At 54.4% G+C, this 17,494-nt stretch carries 13 protein-coding genes; 2 read left to right on the forward strand and 11 right to left on the reverse strand.

Translation table 11 applies throughout. The features are described 5' to 3' along the window. Positions 1 to 32: 32 nt before the first annotated feature. From NC856_RS05945 to NC856_RS05975, 7 genes are all read right to left on the reverse strand, one after another. Positions 33 to 590, reverse strand: a complete 558-nt coding sequence (locus NC856_RS05945) for a hypothetical protein (protein ID WP_264089513.1) — start codon at positions 588 to 590, stop codon at positions 33 to 35. 32 nt (positions 591 to 622) lie between these two features. Continuing rightward, positions 623 to 853 (reverse strand): hypothetical protein, encoded by a 231-nt coding sequence (locus NC856_RS05950; protein ID WP_264089514.1) that lies wholly within the window; start codon positions 851 to 853, stop codon positions 623 to 625. Between the two features lie 274 nt (positions 854 to 1,127). Further along, positions 1,128 to 3,326, reverse strand: a complete 2,199-nt coding sequence (locus tag NC856_RS05955) for a TonB-dependent siderophore receptor (RefSeq protein WP_264089515.1) — start codon at positions 3,324 to 3,326, stop codon at positions 1,128 to 1,130. 30 nt (positions 3,327 to 3,356) lie between these two features. Beyond that, positions 3,357 to 4,703: a lysine N(6)-hydroxylase/L-ornithine N(5)-oxygenase family protein gene (locus NC856_RS05960; RefSeq protein ID WP_264089516.1), complete on the reverse strand. Its 1,347-nt coding sequence runs from the start codon at positions 4,701 to 4,703 to the stop codon at positions 3,357 to 3,359. Continuing rightward, on the reverse strand, positions 4,700 to 6,448 hold the full coding sequence (gene iucC / locus NC856_RS05965; RefSeq protein WP_264089517.1) for an aerobactin synthase IucC: 1,749 nt from the start codon (positions 6,446 to 6,448) through the stop codon (positions 4,700 to 4,702). Before iucC ends, NC856_RS05960 begins: the two co-directional genes overlap by 4 nt. Beyond that, positions 6,448 to 7,398, reverse strand: a complete 951-nt coding sequence (locus NC856_RS05970; protein ID WP_318841724.1) for a GNAT family N-acetyltransferase — start codon at positions 7,396 to 7,398, stop codon at positions 6,448 to 6,450. The genes iucC and NC856_RS05970 overlap by 1 nt, the downstream gene beginning before the upstream one ends. Further along, positions 7,395 to 9,134, reverse strand: coding sequence for an IucA/IucC family protein (locus tag NC856_RS05975; RefSeq protein WP_264089518.1), 1,740 nt, complete (start codon positions 9,132 to 9,134; stop codon positions 7,395 to 7,397). The genes NC856_RS05970 and NC856_RS05975 overlap by 4 nt, the downstream gene beginning before the upstream one ends. A 137-nt stretch (positions 9,135 to 9,271) precedes the next feature. On the opposite strand from NC856_RS05975, the gene NC856_RS05980 reads away from it, so the two are divergent. Continuing rightward, positions 9,272 to 10,489 carry an MFS transporter gene (locus tag NC856_RS05980; protein WP_264089519.1) on the forward strand — a complete coding sequence of 406 codons (1,218 nt, stop codon included), beginning with the start codon at positions 9,272 to 9,274 and terminating at the stop codon, positions 10,487 to 10,489. A gap of 34 nt (positions 10,490 to 10,523) precedes the next feature. Here the strand turns inward: NC856_RS05980 and leuD are convergent, their stop codons facing one another. From leuD to leuA, 4 genes are read right to left on the reverse strand one after another with little or no spacing between them, the layout of a single operon-like run. Next, positions 10,524 to 11,126: a 3-isopropylmalate dehydratase small subunit gene (gene leuD / locus NC856_RS05985; RefSeq protein WP_264089520.1), complete on the reverse strand. Its 603-nt coding sequence runs from the start codon at positions 11,124 to 11,126 to the stop codon at positions 10,524 to 10,526. Between the two features lie 13 nt (positions 11,127 to 11,139). Further along, positions 11,140 to 12,540: a 3-isopropylmalate dehydratase large subunit gene (gene leuC / locus NC856_RS05990; protein WP_264089521.1), complete on the reverse strand. Its 1,401-nt coding sequence runs from the start codon at positions 12,538 to 12,540 to the stop codon at positions 11,140 to 11,142. Positions 12,541 to 12,542: 2 nt separating this feature from the next. Further along, positions 12,543 to 13,634 (reverse strand): 3-isopropylmalate dehydrogenase, encoded by a 1,092-nt coding sequence (leuB, locus tag NC856_RS05995; RefSeq protein ID WP_264089522.1) that lies wholly within the window; start codon positions 13,632 to 13,634, stop codon positions 12,543 to 12,545. Next, positions 13,634 to 15,214, reverse strand: a complete 1,581-nt coding sequence (gene leuA / locus NC856_RS06000; RefSeq protein WP_264089523.1) for a 2-isopropylmalate synthase — start codon at positions 15,212 to 15,214, stop codon at positions 13,634 to 13,636. The genes leuB and leuA overlap by 1 nt, the downstream gene beginning before the upstream one ends. Positions 15,215 to 15,622: 408 nt before the next feature. On the opposite strand from leuA, the gene NC856_RS06005 reads away from it, so the two are divergent. Continuing rightward, complete coding sequence (locus NC856_RS06005) at positions 15,623 to 17,428, forward strand: AMP-dependent synthetase/ligase (protein ID WP_264089680.1); 1,806 nt, start codon at positions 15,623 to 15,625, stop codon at positions 17,426 to 17,428. Positions 17,429 to 17,494: the final 66 nt, after the last annotated feature.

The raw sequence follows: 17,494 nt of genomic DNA on the forward strand, positions 1-17,494 counted from the left end.
GTTGCGCTGGCGTTTTGAACTCATCAAAGTTCTCAGCGGCAGTATGCGTTCAGCGCCTGCTGATCGTTGAGTAAGGCGCTGTAGCGGGTTAATTCAGCCTGTTGGCGGCTATTGCGCACCTGTAGCGCCAGATTGATAGCAGCAAGCTCTTTTGCGTTATCAGCCAGTTTCTGTGCTATTTTCCCTTGTTTCGCCAGCCATTCCGCCACATCGTTCCAATTCCACAGCGGAGAAGCGCCGCTTAGTCGCTGGATTGGTGAAGGAAAGTCGCCCGTACCGCGTTTTCCATCTTTCATCAAGGCAATTGCCTGACGTGACATGCCGGATAATGCCGCAATATCGCTGAGCCCAACCAAAGCCGCATCAGCGGATTGTACCAGGGCATTAATGCCAGCCGACTCAATATCGCGAATCGCGCTGAGTACCGCAGCAGCAAAATTTGTACTTTCACGATCAAACTCCAGATAGACGGCGTGACCATAAAAGCAAAGTAAGGCATCGCTACAGCCATTGGAAAATAGCGCATCTTCCAATCCCGGTGTCTCAGCGGTAACGCCCGATAGCGTGAGAGAAAAATGGTAAGTTGTCATATATTCCTCAATTCCTCATTAAGCGGCTTAGCTTAGTTTTTTTTCAATATCATCAGACAGTGGTCTACTTGACGGCGGATCTGTTTTGCATGGTTTTCCGGGTTTGCCGGTGTAGACCAAATGCTCATCATGTGATCGGCATGGTCTGGCGTGTCACAAATGAGCCTGCCAAATGCATGACCTTTACTGGGTTTGAATCTCCAGCCTTGCGCCAGCGCATATTCAATAGCAGCTTGAATATGTTTGTTTGGGTGTTTTTTCATCGTCATCCTGAATAATGAAGTTATGGTAAGCCTGTTGTTGACCGTTGTCAACACGTGATGTCTTAAGTAAGCAGGAAATATATCTGTTTACGGATCGAAATAGTGGCGGAGCGCAAGGGATTGCGTATCGCCTCGCAACTATTGCTGTGAGGGAAAAGCGGAGGAAATACCTGTCGGAGAAGCGGTGTCTTAAATAGTTGACGTCAAACCTGGATATTCCAATGTAAAAAGCCCCGATCATTGCCGATTCGGGGCGACGTATTGTGGTGCTTACTTAAAAAACGGCGGAATAAGTCAGGCCAAAGGTGCGGCCGCGTCCTTTATATTCATACAGCGATGCCGCGCCGAAGGCCGGGCTATACTGGAGAGGCGCCCGTTGTCCCCAGGTGGTGGTGTATTGTCTATCCAGCAGATTTTCCACGCTGAAGCTGATTTTGCCGACCGGTAATGCATAGCTGCCGATAAAGTCGAGGGTATTGTAACCGTTGATTTTTCGGCCTTCCGCATCCGAAACGTCGAAAGTTTGCTGGGTTTGCAGGCGCAAAGACCAGTCATCAGGCGCCCAATTGATATAAGCGACGGCTTTCGAGGCGCTGGCGTCGCGGACATCCAGTTTATCCCATTTACCGTTGGACTTAAGTTCGGATTTGACCAGATTAACGTTTACTCCGGTGCTCCAGTCGCTGTCGTTAAAGAAATAATCGGCGGCGCCTTCCACACCATAGATCCGTCGTTCGTTGGGCTTAACGAAAATGGTCAGGTCTGATGAGTTGATTTCGACCGATTTGTCGGAAATGGAGTAGTAAGCGGCGACCTGGGTATGCAGATTATCACCGGTATAACGCCAGCCAAGTTCATAGGAATCGACCTTGATGCCTTCCATTTGGGACTGGTTAACGTTCACGCTGTTAAGCAACTGGTAGTGGTCATTGACCAACTGGTAACTTCCCCGTCCGTAATATTTGCCCGGATCCGGTAATTCGACGCCTTGCGAGAAGTTAAACCACGCCTGCTGTTTTTCCGTCAGATGGGCGAGGACGCCGGCGTTAAACAGCAAGTTGTTATAGTCGGTGCTGCCGCCGGGAATGGTATCCGCGGAGGCGGCGGTGCCGTTGGCGATGGCCTGCTGTTGATTATAACCGACAAAGTCCTTCACCTTATTTTTGGTCCATTGGTAGCGCACACCGCCGCTAAGCGTAAACATGGGGGTGATGTCATAGCTGGTTTGCATGAATGGCGCCAGATTGGTGATGCTATAACCGGGGTAGCGGTCAACGCTGAAGATACGCTGGTTGTTCAGCCCCCCCGACTGGCTGGCGCGGGCCAAGTCGAAGAACATCTGGTTGGCGTCGAAGGTTTCATGTTCGGCATCAACGCCGTAGGTCAGCGTCAGCGCGTCAAGCGGTGTGCTATTAAAGGTCAGCTTGGCGCCATACTGACTGGTGTTTTGCTCCGAGGACGACAAACTTCTTACTGTACCGCCGCTCAGTGTCGGGAAAGGGTAGAAGGTCAGTGCTTCATCACGGTAGTAAATCTGCGCCACTAAATCTTGTCCCCAGAAATCGGTGTTACCGTACTGGAGACTGATCAGATGACGTTCGGTGCCGGGAATTCGGTCCGAGTGGAGACCGCCGCTATTGCTTGCTTGTCCGTCGCCGGTCACAGCGGAGAAGTTTTCGCCAAGATAGAGCCCGTGCTTGCCGTCGCCTTGACTTTTATAATACTGAGTCACCAGTTGCAGTTGCTGATGTTCATCGATTTGCAGCGTACCGGTTCCCATCACGTCGAGGCGGTCTGAGTATTGCAAGCCGGTCTGGGTATTATCCAGCAACACGTCGTTGCCGTTGCCGTCATACCAGGCGCCAAATTTTTGATAGGCGACGGAAAGCCGACCCGCGAGGTTCTCGTTGCCCCCGCTAACCGCCGCCGCGACGCGATCATCATGATCGCGCTGGCTGCCGAAGCCGGTTTTACTGCCCAGTTCCAACTCGACTTGCCGATCCGCTTGTCCTTTTTTAGTCACCAGATTAATCAATCCACCGGTACTGCCGCCGCCGTAGAGTGAGGTGGCGCCGGAAATCACTTCAATATGCGCGATATTGAACGGATCGATGGAATCAAGCTGGCGGCTGTCCGAGCGTGAGGAGTTGAGGCGGACGCCATCAACCATCACAACAATGCTGCGTCCGCGCATGTTCATGCCGTAGTTTGTCCTGCTCTGGCTGCTGACGTCCAGACCCGGAATCAATTGCGCCAGCACATCTTTCAGTTCTTTACCGCCTTGTACTTGCTGCTCGATTTGACTGCCGTCTATGACCCAGGTGGTTTGCGCCATCTGCTCGACAGTACGCAGAGTACGGCTGGCGCTGACCACCATCTGATCATCGGCTGACTGCGCCTGAACAGTCCCCGGAACGTAGGCGGCGAACAACGATGGAGAGATGACCCAGAGTATTTTTTTTGTCTTTAACATTTTTTTGCCCTGCATAAAAAAGCGTGATGATTACGCCAGGTTGTGGTTATCAGAACTATTGTGGTTATTAGCAGTGTTGTTGTTACGCGTCATGGTATGGTTTATCCCGCTGCGCCACTCGATAAACGATGGCGATGTGCTGAGATCGAAATGCTCTCTTCCTATCGCCCGATTGAGAATATTGGCGGAGCGCCAGGCCATCAGGCTCAACTGCGGTTCGGAGATGCCATGTTGCTGCATACTGGAGTTGACCGCGAACAGATGGTTGTCGGCGGGGCCTTGCCAGTCCAGCGTGAAGTCTGGGTTGATCCGATAGTTGCCATCATTGGTCATCGACAGACGCCGATGCAGCGGCGAGAGCACGGCGGGCGACGCGGTGCGATAACCCGTGGCAAATATCACCACATCGCTTTGCAGCAGGTCATGTCCGTTATCCAGCTTGTGGTGAAGCTTAAGCTGGTAGCGCGAACCGGTTTTATCCAACGCAATCAGCGAACGGCTGGGCAGCAGCGAGGCGTTGCGCGGTTGCCGCAGCACGTCAAAGCGATGGTACAGTTCACGATAGATCGCCAGTAGAGACTCAGCGGTAATGCCATCCGACGTCATTTTCTGTTCCGCCAGCATGTTTTGCTTGGTGTTTTCCTCCAGACCAAGGAAGCTGGTGACATAGTCCGGCGTAAAATATTCATTGGCGAACGGCGCTTCATCCAGCGCATTGAAATTGTTGCGTCGTGATACCCAGTTGATGTGCGTCGGTTCTCCCCATTCGCCGCGCAAGATATTCAGGAAAAGATCGGCGCCGCTTTGTCCGCCGCCGACGATGGTCACGGTTTTGCCCGTCAGCGTCGGTTTGCGCAGATTCATTTCGCTGGCGTGGAAGCAATCGTCACTGATGTCGTTTACGCATTCCGGCAGATAGGGTTGTTTACCGATCCCCACACAGACATGACGAGCCTGCCAGACGCCATCCTGCGTTTCGATGATAAAGCGACGTCGCTTTTCGTCGAAATCGACGGCATAAACCGGTGCGTCGAAGGAGAGGTTATCCATGTTATCGGCAGCCCAGCCCAGATAGTCGGAGAACTCGTCCCGTGAGACGGTGCGCATCTCGGTTGTCAGAAAACGATAGAATTTCTTCTTCTGCACCAGATAGTTGATAAAACTGAATGGGTTGCACGGATCCACCGCGCTGACCAAATCCTTTAGAAATGAGGTCTGCATATGGCAGTCGGGCACCAGCATGCCGGGGTGCCAGGCAAAGTGAGATTTACGCTCAAAAAAGCGGGTTTGGAAATCGGTCAACGAGTATGCCAGCGCGGAAATACTCAGGTTGAATGGACCGATGCCGATACCGATGAAATCTAGTTGTTCTTTCATTGTGCAGGCTCCTGTGCCACTAACCACAGCGGGTTTGGCAAATCCTGAAGATAGTTGGGTAACATGCGGTTGCCGCCGTCATGCTCTGAGAAGGTCAGTTTTACAGGGTTGAGCACTACCCGGATGATCGTCGGCTTAAAGAGGTCAAACAGCGCAAAACGTTCCGCCAGATGAGGATGGTCGTCCATGTAGACTTGTAGTTCACCGGCCAGCAACTGGTAAAAGCGGGTTTCACTGATCCCCAATCGCTCGGTGAGCGGGGAGATAAAGCGCAGCACCGTGACGAAGTGGCCGGTCTGCAAATCGTGGATGAGATAGTCGGCGCTCAAACGCACCGTCACGGCGCTGACGGCGTCGGGCAAGGAGCGACGCTCAGGGAAATCCTCTTGCGTCAGTCGCATGTCGCCCTGAAAGTCCTTCAGCAGCACTCGCTGCGGACAACCCTTTTTCATGGCCAACGTAATGTTCTGACCGTGGGCGATCAGTGATACCCCGTAGCGGCACAACAGGTGATAAAGCGGCACCACGGTGACTCGGAACAACTGTCGCAGCCATGTTTCGGCGTCGAGTCCTGATTGGGCGATGTAAGCGCCGATCAACGGCTGCCCTTGTTCGTCGCATTCCATCAGCGTCGCCATCAGGATCGCCTGTTCGTCAGGATGCAGATAGCAGGATGGATTCTCTCGCCAGATAACGCCCAACATTTCCTGATAGCGATAGGGCGCTTGTTTAAGCGTCTGGTAGCCGGAATGCGCCAGATATCCTGCCGCCGGTTCGCCGAGAACCACAGCGCCGCTGGCGTTAAGCGTCGGATCGTTGGCGACGATATGCTGTAGCCAGCGCGAGGCGAGCGGACCCGCGGCAATGTACTTACCGGGGATCCCGCGATAACACGAGGTGTTGTAGATGGTTAACGGTAGTTTGATGTCCAGCTTGCTGCGTCGACTGGCGTTGGTCAGCGTGCGCAACGATTGTTGCGCCAGATAGTGATCGCCGAATTCCCCCAGCGATACGATCTCTCTTTCCGCCAGTTGCGGCAGGAAGTGCAGCGCAATTTTCTGCTGCCACTGCCAGGGATGCACCGGCATAGGCAACCACGCTTCCGTCAAATCCAGCGCTTGCCAGTGCTGTTGAAAGCGCTGACGTTCGGTTTCATTCATGGCGCTTTGCAGTAAAGTGTCCATCGATACTTCGTCATCGAGGCACCACACCGCGAACTCACGCCGAACCGCCAGCCAGTGCAGACGAAACGTTTGCCGATATTCCGGGGCGTAACGGTGCAGGTCATCCAGTCCCCAACCGCGCCGCCCTTTATTGAAAACAAATTTAGGGTGGCCGGATAGCAGGCACTGTAGCGTATCGTCATCCAGCGTGATCAGATCCTGCGCGCTCATGCCGTGACGTTGACGCCGTAGTTGCAGGTCGCCGCGCAGGGTGGCGTAGAGATCTTCAAGGTGTTCCGCAACCTGAGCGTCATTCATTCCGAGCCGCGGGGCGAGTTGTCTGAGCAGCGCATCCGCGGTGATGGGCGATTGTTCGCAACGCACGCTGTCAGCATCGATCCACAGCCAGCCCCAGATGCCGCGGTGGGCGGCAAAGCGCCACTCGCTTTCCGGCAGCGAAATACGCCATTGGCCGTCGCTTTCTGGTTCAGCCTGCAACGTTCGCTCGTATTCCAGTTCCGCTAGCATTTTGGCGACCAGCAACCGGTTAACTCGCCGCCAGTCCTCATGGTAATCGTTCATTACAGACCCACCTCCGTGAAGAAGGCGTTGCGCTGATTCATGATCAGACGTGAACGCTTGTGCGGGAAGTCGAACTCCTTGACGGCGCAGTAGCCCGCAGCGGGCAGGTGGCGGAACAAGCGCTGATTATCCGCACGCGGTTCAGCTACAATCCGCCCGGTTTGCGGAGCATCAAGATAGAGATAGTGCGTCAGTCCGCGCAGCCAACTGCGCACGAAAGTCGCGCCGCGCCAGTTCTGCTCGCCAACCAGCATATGCAGACCGCGATCAAACGGTTGCCAGCGATAGTGACGGCCAATACGGTCTTCAGCCGCCCAATAAACCTCAAAATAGCCGAAGGGCTGATCGTCATAACAACCGATGAGCGGGTACAGATGGGCGTCTTCAAGTTTGCTGATCAGGTAATCATATTGCAGGGTTTCCGGCCCGCGTTGTTCCCAGAAGAACGCGATGCGATCGTCGTTCATCCAGCGGGTGAACTGCGGCGTGTCGCGATCGGCGTCAGGCAGGCGGAAGCTCAGCGTCTGTCTGATGCGCGGATCATAACGGCGATAAACTTCCCCTTGCGGACGCGTTGGCCGCGGGGGATAACAGAGCGCGCGCGCATCGTCATACTGTAGGGGCGATGTTGGCTGGCGGCGCATCGTACGCAACCACAGCGGCAGTTGCCAGAATGCTTCCCGCGCCAGAAAATCGCTTTGAACCTGTTCAAACAGCGCCAGCGCATCCGGGATATCGCGCCATTCCCGCCAGGGGAGCGTCACACCGGAGAGCGTCGGCACCGCAATAAATAACTGATCGATCGCCTCCGCCAGCCAACCGGATGGCATTACGCCGGGGCAATGCAATTGCGCGCTGTTATCCACTCCCCAGCTCAGCGCCAGGGGTTGCGCCTGTATCGCGCAGTACATGCCATTGATTGCATGAACGATATTGGCTTGTGGCATCATGCCATCTCCTGATTTAACAACGGGTTGGGAAAATCGAAATAGATCACAGCGGGATCGACGATAGTGTTTTCGTTGTGATCGTGCAGATAGCAGAAAAAGTTGCCCTTGCAATTCCATACCGGGCTGTCCAGCACATAGTCCAGACAACCGGTGTTCATGGCCGTGGCGCGCAATTCGGTAAGAGACGAGCGCACCTGCGCCATCAGTTGTGGTTCGCTGCCGAAATCTGCGGCGGCTAAAGCGGCGGTGACCGCCAGCGTTGAGTTCACCAGCAGGTAGTAAGGGAAATAGCGCAGTAGTTGTTGCGTGGTAAAGCGGTTCTCCGCATCGGCTTCGCCAATTTCTTCCAGCCATGTCTGAGCCTGTTGTGTAAAGCCGCTGCCCTGACAGTCGCGATATAGCATGCCGACGGGGAGATCGTGCTTCATTTCCACCAGAATATTTTGCTGGTGCGCCAGCAGCACCAGACCATAATCCGCTTCGGCGCTGAACAGCGGCGTCAGTACATGCTGACAGTAGGCGCTCAGCCATACCTGAGCGGCCCGCGCCGGGTTGATGGACAATCGCTCAGCCAGCCGCCGGACGGCTGCGGTCAGCAGGCTGTCGCCGCCGTCCGGCGCGGCCTGCGTCAGCGTGACCAGAACATTGGTCTGACTTTTTGCGTCGCCGAACAACAGATTGTGGCGCAGGGCGAACAGGCTTTCATTTTCTATCTCGCCTTCCAGATTGCGCAGCCCAGCCCAACCATCTTCCTGCATTACCTGAAACGTGGGATAGCGAGCCTGCAATGCCTGCCAGCGTGAGGTTTTCGCCAGACGCGCCAACCGCATGCCCCGCTTTAGCTCTTTGATGGACAGGGTGCGGATCGAATTGGTCAGCCGCACGCTGAGGGAGAATTTGATCATGTCGCGGCTGGTCGGGCAGTAAAGCGAGCGCGACGAGGAGGTCGGCAGCCAGTGCTGTCCGGCCTCGCCCATGTCACGCAGCATGCCTCGCTGCACCAACTGTTGGCACCAGTTTTGTTGCAGGAGGTGTTCCGCCTGCCAGGGGTGCATGGGCAGCAGCCATACATCGTCGGTGACATGACCTATCAGATCCGGCGCGTTTTCTATCGCGAACCGCAGCAAACGCTGTTGTAGGCTGATGCCGAGACTTTCGCCGCCAATCTGTTCTTTGGCAACAGCGAACCAATGCAATGGAAAGCGAGCAGCGAAATCCGGTAAGTAGCGCTGCGCTTGCGCCTCATTAAATGGTTGGTGAGACTTCGGCGCGGGATGAAACGCATGGCCGACCAGCAAACCTTGTTCCGCCTGAGCGAAGGTCAGCGGCTGGCGGCGCAGCGTCGGCCAGTCGAGGCGCTGTGCAATGGCCTGATGAGTGTGGTGATGACTTTCCAGTACCCGCTGACGGAAGCTTGCCAGCACTTGAGCGGGCAGGTTGCCGGCAATGGCGGGTTTCTCCAGCAGCGCTGAAACCAGCGTCGCGAAATCAATATCCTGTGAGCTATCGTCAGACAGCAACTGAGCGGGAAAACGGTAGCGGTGATGCTGGGTGGCGGAGAAGTAGATAAGTGGTATTCGGAGCATGCGCGATGGCGACAGAGGAAGCATAACTGCGGTTGGCGACTGAGTGTAAGGTGCGTGTTCCACATACCAATCCTTAGTTTCTCTTATCAATGCGTTAAGAAAACATTGAGCCGCTACATCATTTACCTGATTTGATCTCTGCATGTTCATGGTGAGCAGGGTTCTCGTTCGTCCAAATGAGAACTTGAATTCTGACAATAATAATTCTTATTATCAATATTAATGTTAATATTTTGTCAGTTTTCCTTTTTTATACATACACTAACTTTACGGATTAATTACATTTCATGCGATATTTGCCATTTTTGGGGGCGGCAAAGCCCATATCGTTTTCCAAAGAGAATTATTGGACGCTGGCGCTGTGCGCAGGTCTGTTAGGTATTGGTCAGAATGGGCTGCTGGTGGCGTTACCGGTACTCGTTAGTGAAACTAAACTTTCACTGTCAGTTTGGGCGGGTTTATTAACACTGGGTTCTATTCTTTTTCTCCCGGCCTCGCCGTGGTGGGGGCGGCGAATTGATCGGCACGGCTGTAAGCCAGTGGTGGTGGCGTCGCTGTGCGGGTATGTATTGAGTTTCATGTTATTGACGCTGGCCTGCCTGGGAATGGTTCAGGAATGGTTGTCTGCGACAGTCGGATTATGCGCATTGATCGTGGCGCGCATTATTTACGGACTGACGGTATCGGGTATGGTGCCGGCCTGTCAGGTATGGGCGTTGCAGCGGGCGGGGCCGGACCACCGGATGAGGGCGCTGGCCGCGATCAGTTCCGGCTTAAGCGTTGGGCGTCTGTTCGGCCCGCTGTGCGCGTCGGCGGTGCTGGTGCTGCATCCGCTGGCGCCATTGTGGTTGATGGCGCTGACGCCGTTGCTGGCTCTGCTGATTATCTGGCGTGAGCAGGGTGAACCGCCTCAGATATCGCCCGCGCGTTTATCGGTGCGGCTACGTGCGAATATGCTGCTCTATTTGTGTTGCGCGCTGTGTCTGGCCGCCGCCGTCAGCCTGATGCAGCTTGGATTGTCGCCTGCGCTGAAAATGCGACTGCCCGCTTACGGAGAAACGTTAAGCCATCAGGTGGCGCTATTGTTGAGTCTGGCGGCCATCGCTGCGTTGCTGGCACAATTTACGGTTCTGCGGCGACAGCTTTTAGCGCCCGGCATGCTGTTGATCCTATCGGGGGGGCTTATGACGCTGGGTTTGGCATTGATGGTGTGGGGAGGCATAGCGCTGTTTTATCTCGGCTGTGGAATAACCTCGTTTGGCGCGGCGCTGGCTACGCCGTCCTATCAGATACTGCTCAGCGATCGGCTTCAGGCCGGGGCGGGGGCTGGTTGGATCGCCACCAGCCATACGTTGGGTTACGGCCTGAGCGCCTGTCTGGTTCCGTTAGTGACAATGTGGCGGGGAGAAGCCGCGCTCATCGCTGGTGCGCTGGTGATGGTGTTGATCTTTTGTGTCATGAGTGGGGGAATTTGGCGGCAACGGCGTATTAGCGGGTATGAATAGGCTGGCGCGCCTGACGGCGCCCCAGCCTGACCGATCAATGCAGAAATAACGGCTGATTTTTCTCGTATTCCGCGATGGACGCTTCGTATTGCAGCGTCAGCCCGATACTGTCCAGCCCGTTGATCATGCAGTGACGACGAAAGCTATCGATTTCAAACGGATAGTCTTTGCCTCCGGCATGCACAACCTGATTTTCCAGATCGACCGTAAAGGTCATGCCTTGCTGTCCTTCAACCAGTTTGAACAGTTCATCCACCTCAGCTTCGCTCAGCGTAACGGGCAGCAACTGGTTGTTAAATGCATTGCCGTAAAAGATATCGGCGAAGCTTGGCGCGATGATCACGTTGAAACCATAGTCAGTCAATGCCCACGGCGCATGTTCGCGTGATGAACCACAGCCGAAGTTTTCACGCGCCAGCAGGATGCTGGCGCCTTTATAGCGGGGTTTGTTCAGCACAAAGTCAGGGTTGGGTTCCTGACCTGCCTCATCCAGAAAACGCCAGTCGTTAAACAGGTGTTGACCAAAGCCGGTGCGTGTGACCTTTTGCAAAAACTGTTTTGGAATAATGGCATCGGTATCGACGTTAGCGGCATCCAGGGGAACCACCAGACCGGTATGTTGCGTAAATTTAGCCATGTTGGTTTCTCTCTTAATTCAATTCGCGGATATCGGCAAAATGCCCTGTAACCGCCGCGGCAGCGGCCATCGCCGGGCTGACCAGATGGGTGAGTCCGTCACGGCCCTGACGTCCTTCAAAGTTACGATTACTGGTTGATGCGCAACGTTCACCGGGGTTCAGCCGGTCGTTGTTCATCGCCAGACACATCGAACAGCCTGGCAGACGCCATTCGAAACCCGCCTCGATAAACACTTTATCCAGTCCTTCCAGTTCCGCCATGGTTTTCACTGGACCTGAGCCGGGGACGACGATAGCTTGAACGCCTTGAGCCACTTTGCGGCCTTTGGCTATTTCCGCCGCGGCGCGCAGATCTTCAATGCGCGAGTTGGTGCAGGAGCCGATAAATACTTTATCAACCGCCACATCGGTCAGTTTGATACCAGGCTGCAAACCCATATAAGCCAGTGCTTTGGCGGCGGAAGCGCGTTCTACCGGATCGCTGAACGATTCAGGAGACGGAATAACCTGATCGACGGCGATAACCTGACCGGGGTTGGTACCCCAGGTAACCTGCGGGGCAATCTGCGCGGCATCCAGCGTAACGACGGTATCGAATTGCGCGTCGTCGTCCGATTTCAGCGTGTTCCAGTAAGCGACGGCCGCATCCCAGTTTGCGTCTTTCGGTGCAAACTGGCGTCCTTTCAGATAGTTGAACGTGGTTTCATCCGGTGCGACCAGACCTGCTTTGGCACCCATTTCAATCGCCATGTTGCACAGCGTCATACGGCCTTCCATGCTCAGCGCCTGAATCGCTTTACCACAGAATTCAACCACATGACCGGTGCCGCCCGCGCTGCCGGTTTTACCGATAATCGCCAGCACGATATCTTTCGCGGTGATACCCGGCGTCGTCTCGCCTGTGACTTCGATCTTCATGGTTTTGGCGCGACCCTGTTTCAGGGTTTGCGTCGCCAGCACATGTTCCACTTCCGAGGTGCCGATGCCAAACGCCAGTGCGCCGAATGCGCCGTGCGTCGCGGTATGGGAGTCGCCGCACACAATGGTCATCCCTGGCAGCGTCATCCCTTGTTCCGGGCCGATAACGTGAACAATTCCCTGAAATGGATGGTTCAGGTCATACAATTGCACGCCGAATTCAGCACAGTTTTTGATCAGTTCCTGCATCTGAATGCGCGCCATTTCGCCACTGGCATTGATATCTTTGGTTTGCGTCGAAACGTTATGGTCCATGGTCGCAAAGGTCTTACCCGGTTGGCGAATCTTGCGGCCCATGGCCCGCAAACCATCAAAAGCCTGCGGCGACGTCACCTCGTGTACCAGATGACGGTCGATATACAGCAGGGGCGTTTCATTCGGCGCTTCGTGAACCACATGCGCATCAAATAATTTCTGATATAACGTCTTACCCATGGTTATGCCCCTTGTGCCACAAAGCGGGCAATGATGTCGCCCATTTCACTTGTACCTATTGCATTGCCGTCGCTGGCCAGATCCGCAGTGCGATAACCTTCGGCCAGCGCGGTATTGATGGCTTTTTCGATGGCGTCAGCCGCATCATCCGCTTCCAGGCTATAACGCAGCAACAGGGCCAGCGATAAAATTTGCGCGATCGGGTTGGCGATGTTTTTACCGGCGATATCCGGCGCGGAACCGCCCGCAGGCTCGTACAAACCGAATCCCTGATCGTTGAGACTGGCGGAAGGCAGCATTCCCATGGAACCGGTGATCATGGCGCACTCATCGGACAGAATATCGCCGAACAGGTTGGAACACAGCAACACGTCGAACTGGGATGGATCTTTGATCAACTGCATGGTGGCGTTATCGATGTACAGATGAGACAGTTTCACATCCGGGTATTCTTTGGCGATTTCATTGACGATTTCACGCCACAGAATAGAGCTTTGCAATACGTTGGCTTTATCAATAGAGGTGACGATACTGCGGCGCTTACGCGCGGATTCAAACGCGATATGCGCGATGCGCTCAATCTCGAAACGATGATAGACCTCGGTGTCGAAGGCGCGCTCGTGTTGACCGCTGCCTTCGCGTCCCTTTGGCTGACCAAAATAAATACCGCCCGTCAGTTCGCGCACGCACAGAATGTCGAACCCTTTGGCGGCGATATCGCCGCGCAACGGGCAGAAGGCTTCCAACCCCTGATACAGCCGCGCCGGACGCAGGTTGCTGAACAGTCTGAAGTGCTTGCGCAGCGGCAATAACGCTCCGCGTTCCGGTTGTTCCGCCGGGGGTAAATGTTCCCATTTCGGGCCGCCGACCGAACCAAACAAAACGGCGTCGGCCTGCTCACAACCGGCGATGGTGGCCTGCGGCAGCGGTGCCCCCTGGCGATCGATGGCGATGCCGCCGACGTCATATTCGCTGGTGGTAATCCGCAGATTAAAGCGCTGGCGCACCGCGTCCAACACTTTGTGGGCCTGCGCCATTACTTCCGGGCCAATGCCGTCTCCGGGTAAGACGGCGATATGGTAGCTTTTGCTCATCACGCTGTTTCCTGATTATTTTGTTGTTTACTGTTGTGCTGTTGCAGACGCTGGATTTCTTTTTCTACCTGCTGAGCGCGTTTAATATTGTTCAATACATTTACCATCGCTTGTGCGGAGGATTCGACGATATCCGTCGCCAGCCCGACGCCGTGGAAGCGGCGGCCCTGATAATCCGCGACGATATTCACCTGGCCCAGGGCGTCTCGGCCTTGTCCTTTGGCGGTCAGTTGGTATTTAACCAGTGAAATCTGGTAGCCGGTAATGCGGTTGATCGCCTGATAGACGGCATCAACCGGACCATTGCCGGTAGCGGCTTCCGCCTGCGTTTCCGCCCCGCAGTTCAGTTTGACGGAGGCGGTGGCCATCACGCTGGAACCAGACTGCACGCTGAAATAATCCAGGTTGTAAAAATCCTGCTCTTCCTGCTGACTGTTGATAAACGCCAGCGCTTCCAGATCGTAATCGAAAACCTGACCTTTTTTATCGGCCAGTTTCAGGAAGGCGGAATATAAATCATCCAGATTGTAGTCGCTCTCCTGATAGCCCATCTCTTCCATACGGTGTTTAACCGCCGCGCGGCCTGAACGGGAGGTCAGGTTCAACTGAACTTCTTTCAGACCGATGGATTCCGGCGTCATGATTTCGTAATTTTCGCGATTTTTCAGCACGCCATCCTGATGAATGCCGGAAGAGTGAGCGAAGGCATTAGAACCTACCACGGCTTTGTTGGCGGGGATCGGCATGTTGCAGATCTGGCTGACCAATTGGCTGGTGCGGTAGATTTCCTGATGATTGATATTGGTGTGTACGTTCAGAATATCATGACGGGTTTTAATCGCCATAATCACTTCTTCCAGCGCACAGTTGCCAGCACGTTCGCCGATGCCATTCAGGGTGCCTTCAACCTGACGCGCCCCGGCATGAACCGCCGCCATCGCGTTGCCTGCCGCCAGACCCAGATCGTCGTGGGTGTGTACGGATATGATGGCTTGATCGATATTGGGAACGCGCTTGTAAAGCGAGGCAATGATATTGCCGAATTCATGAGGCAGGGTGTAGCCGACGGTATCGGGAATATTAATGGTACGGGCGCCGGCCTTGATCGCGGCTTCCACGACCCGGCTCAGATCGGCGATTGGCGTGCGGCCCGCGTCTTCACAGGAAAACTCGACGTCGTCCGTGTAATTACGCGCATGTTTGATCATATAGACGGCGCGTTCGATGACTTCATCCAGCGTACTGCGCAGTTTGGTGGCGATGTGCATCGGCGAGGTGGCGATAAAGGTATGGATGCGGAACGCATCGGCCACACGCAGCGCCTCGGCCGCCACATCAATATCTTTCTCGACGCAGCGAGTGAGGCCGCAGACCCGGCTGCTCTTGATGTTGCGGGCAATAGTCTGTACGGATTCAAAGTCGCCGGGCGAGGAAACCGGGAAGCCTACTTCCATGACGTCAACCCCCATCCTTTCCAACGCCAGCGCAATCTGGAGTTTTTCTTTCACGCTCAGACTAGCCTGTAATGCCTGTTCACCGTCACGTAATGTGGTATCGAAAATAATGACTTGCTGGCTCATTGGTTTGGTTCCTTGTCATGTTTATCTGGCGCCCGGCGAGTAAAAAAAAACCCGCGCATCGGCGCGGGTTTTTTTATTGGGTGGCGTGAAATCAGTTGTGAATTTTGCCCACCAGCATACCGCGCAATGTTGATGCGTCTAGTAGTAGGCTTAGTAGGAAAACAAAATTGAACATGATGTCTCGTCATCTGGAATTCGATATAGCGTTATTGGTACTGGATCTTCATGGTTATGTCAACCTTTGATTTGATGTGACGCGCGTCAAGTAACCTCTCGATAGCTCGCTATTTATGTCGGAAATAGCGTTGCGATTCTGAGCGATGAAGGTAGACTGCCCACCCAAATAACACACCTATGTACGCTGAAATATTTCCGGCTAACGATTTGATAATGAGTCGCCTTTTATCGATGAACAATCTTTTACAGCAATACCATGTGGTACACCGGGTACAGCATCAGATCGCGCAGTGCGCCGGGCGTATCGCGTTACGCGAATGGGCGCCAGGCGAAGAGAAACAGCTTACCTGGTCACAGGCGGGGCGGCGTATTCGGCGCATTGCCGCTGCTTTACTGGAGTTGGGCGTGGATGTGCAGGAACGCGTCGCCATTTTCTCGCACAACTCAATGAACTGGACGCTGGCTGATTTATCCCTGCTGCATCTGCGAGCCATCAGCGTGCCGATTTATGCCACCAATACCGCGTCGCAAGCCGCATTTATCATTAATGACGCGGATATTCGCACGCTCTTTGTGGGCGGACAGGCGCAGTTTGATGCGCTGCTGGCGTTACGTGATACGTGTCCGCAATTGCGCAATATCATCGTGCTGAATGATGACGTGGATTTGCGTAATTGCGACATTGCCGTTTCTCTGCGTGAATTTGAATCTCAGGCAGGGGAAGCCTTCTGGCATAACGAACTGCAAAACCGTATTGATAGCCGTGAACTTAGCGATTTATTTACTCTGATTTATACCTCCGGCACCACGGGCGAACCCAAGGGCGTGATGCTGGATTACGCGAATATGGCGATGCAACTCCGGCTGCATGATCAACGTCTGAGTGTATCCGACACCGACCGTTCGCTGTGTTTTCTGCCGCTATCCCATGTGTTCGAGCGTGCGTGGAGTTTTTTCATCATGCATAGCGGCGCGCAGAATGTGTACCTCAGCGATACCACTCAGGTTCGCGAGGCGATGCAGGCGGTTAAACCGACCATGATGTGCGCGGTTCCCCGTTTCTACGAGAAAGTGTACAGCGCCGTCCATGAAAAAGTGGCGCAGGCGCCCTGGTATCGCCAGTACCTGTTCCGTTGGGCTATCGCCCAGGGAGACGCCATTTGTCGGATGCGATGTGCGGGAAAACGTCCCGGCATATTCAACCGTATTAGGCATCGTTATGCCGATCGTTTGGTTCTCAGTAAATTACGCCAGCTTTTGGGCGGACAGATCCGTTTCATGCCGGCGGCGGGCGCACGGTTGGATGACAACATCATTCAGTTTTTTCTCTCCATGGGCGTGCGCATCATATACGGTTACGGCATGACCGAAACCTGTGCGACGGTCTCCTGCTGGGAAGCGCGTCATTTCCGTTTAGGATCAATCGGCACTCCCTTGCCGGAGATTGAAGTGCGGATTGGCGCGGATAGCGAAATTCAGGTGCGTGGCGCCACGGTGATGCGGGGTTATTTCCATCGTCCGCAGGAAACGGCTGAAGTCTTTACCGAGGATGGTTGGCTCAGAACCGGCGACGCCGGCGAGTTGGATGCGGACGGTAATCTGTTCATCACGGAACGTCTGAAAGATCTGATGAAGACTTCAGGTGGAAAATATATCGCGCCGCAGTATCTGGAAGGCACATTGGGACAGGATCGCTTTATTGATCAGATCGCGATTATCGCGGATACGCGCAAGTACGTCTCCGCCTTGATTGTGCCATGCTTTGAAGCGCTGGAAGAGTACGCCCGTTCCGTTAATCTGAAATACCATGATCGTCTGGAACTGCTGCGCCACAGCCATATCATCGAATTGTTCGAGCAGCGCCTGCGCGAAATGCAAAAAGAGCTATCCCGTGTCGAACAAGTGAAAAAGTTTACGTTGCTGCCTGCACCATTTTCGATGGAAGAGGGAGAGCTTACGCCAACGTTAAAGTTGCGTCGTAAAGTTATCAACCAACGCTATCAGTTGGAAATCGACGCCATGTATCCTGAATCGTGATGGGTGTCGTAGCGGGAAAAACGTTTACTCTGAAGATAGTGAGACTCAATATTTCGCGCTGTAATT

It is taken from the genome of Brenneria izbisi, from assembly GCF_025840185.1.
Classification (GTDB): Bacteria; Pseudomonadota; Gammaproteobacteria; order Enterobacterales; family Enterobacteriaceae; genus Brenneria; species Brenneria izbisi.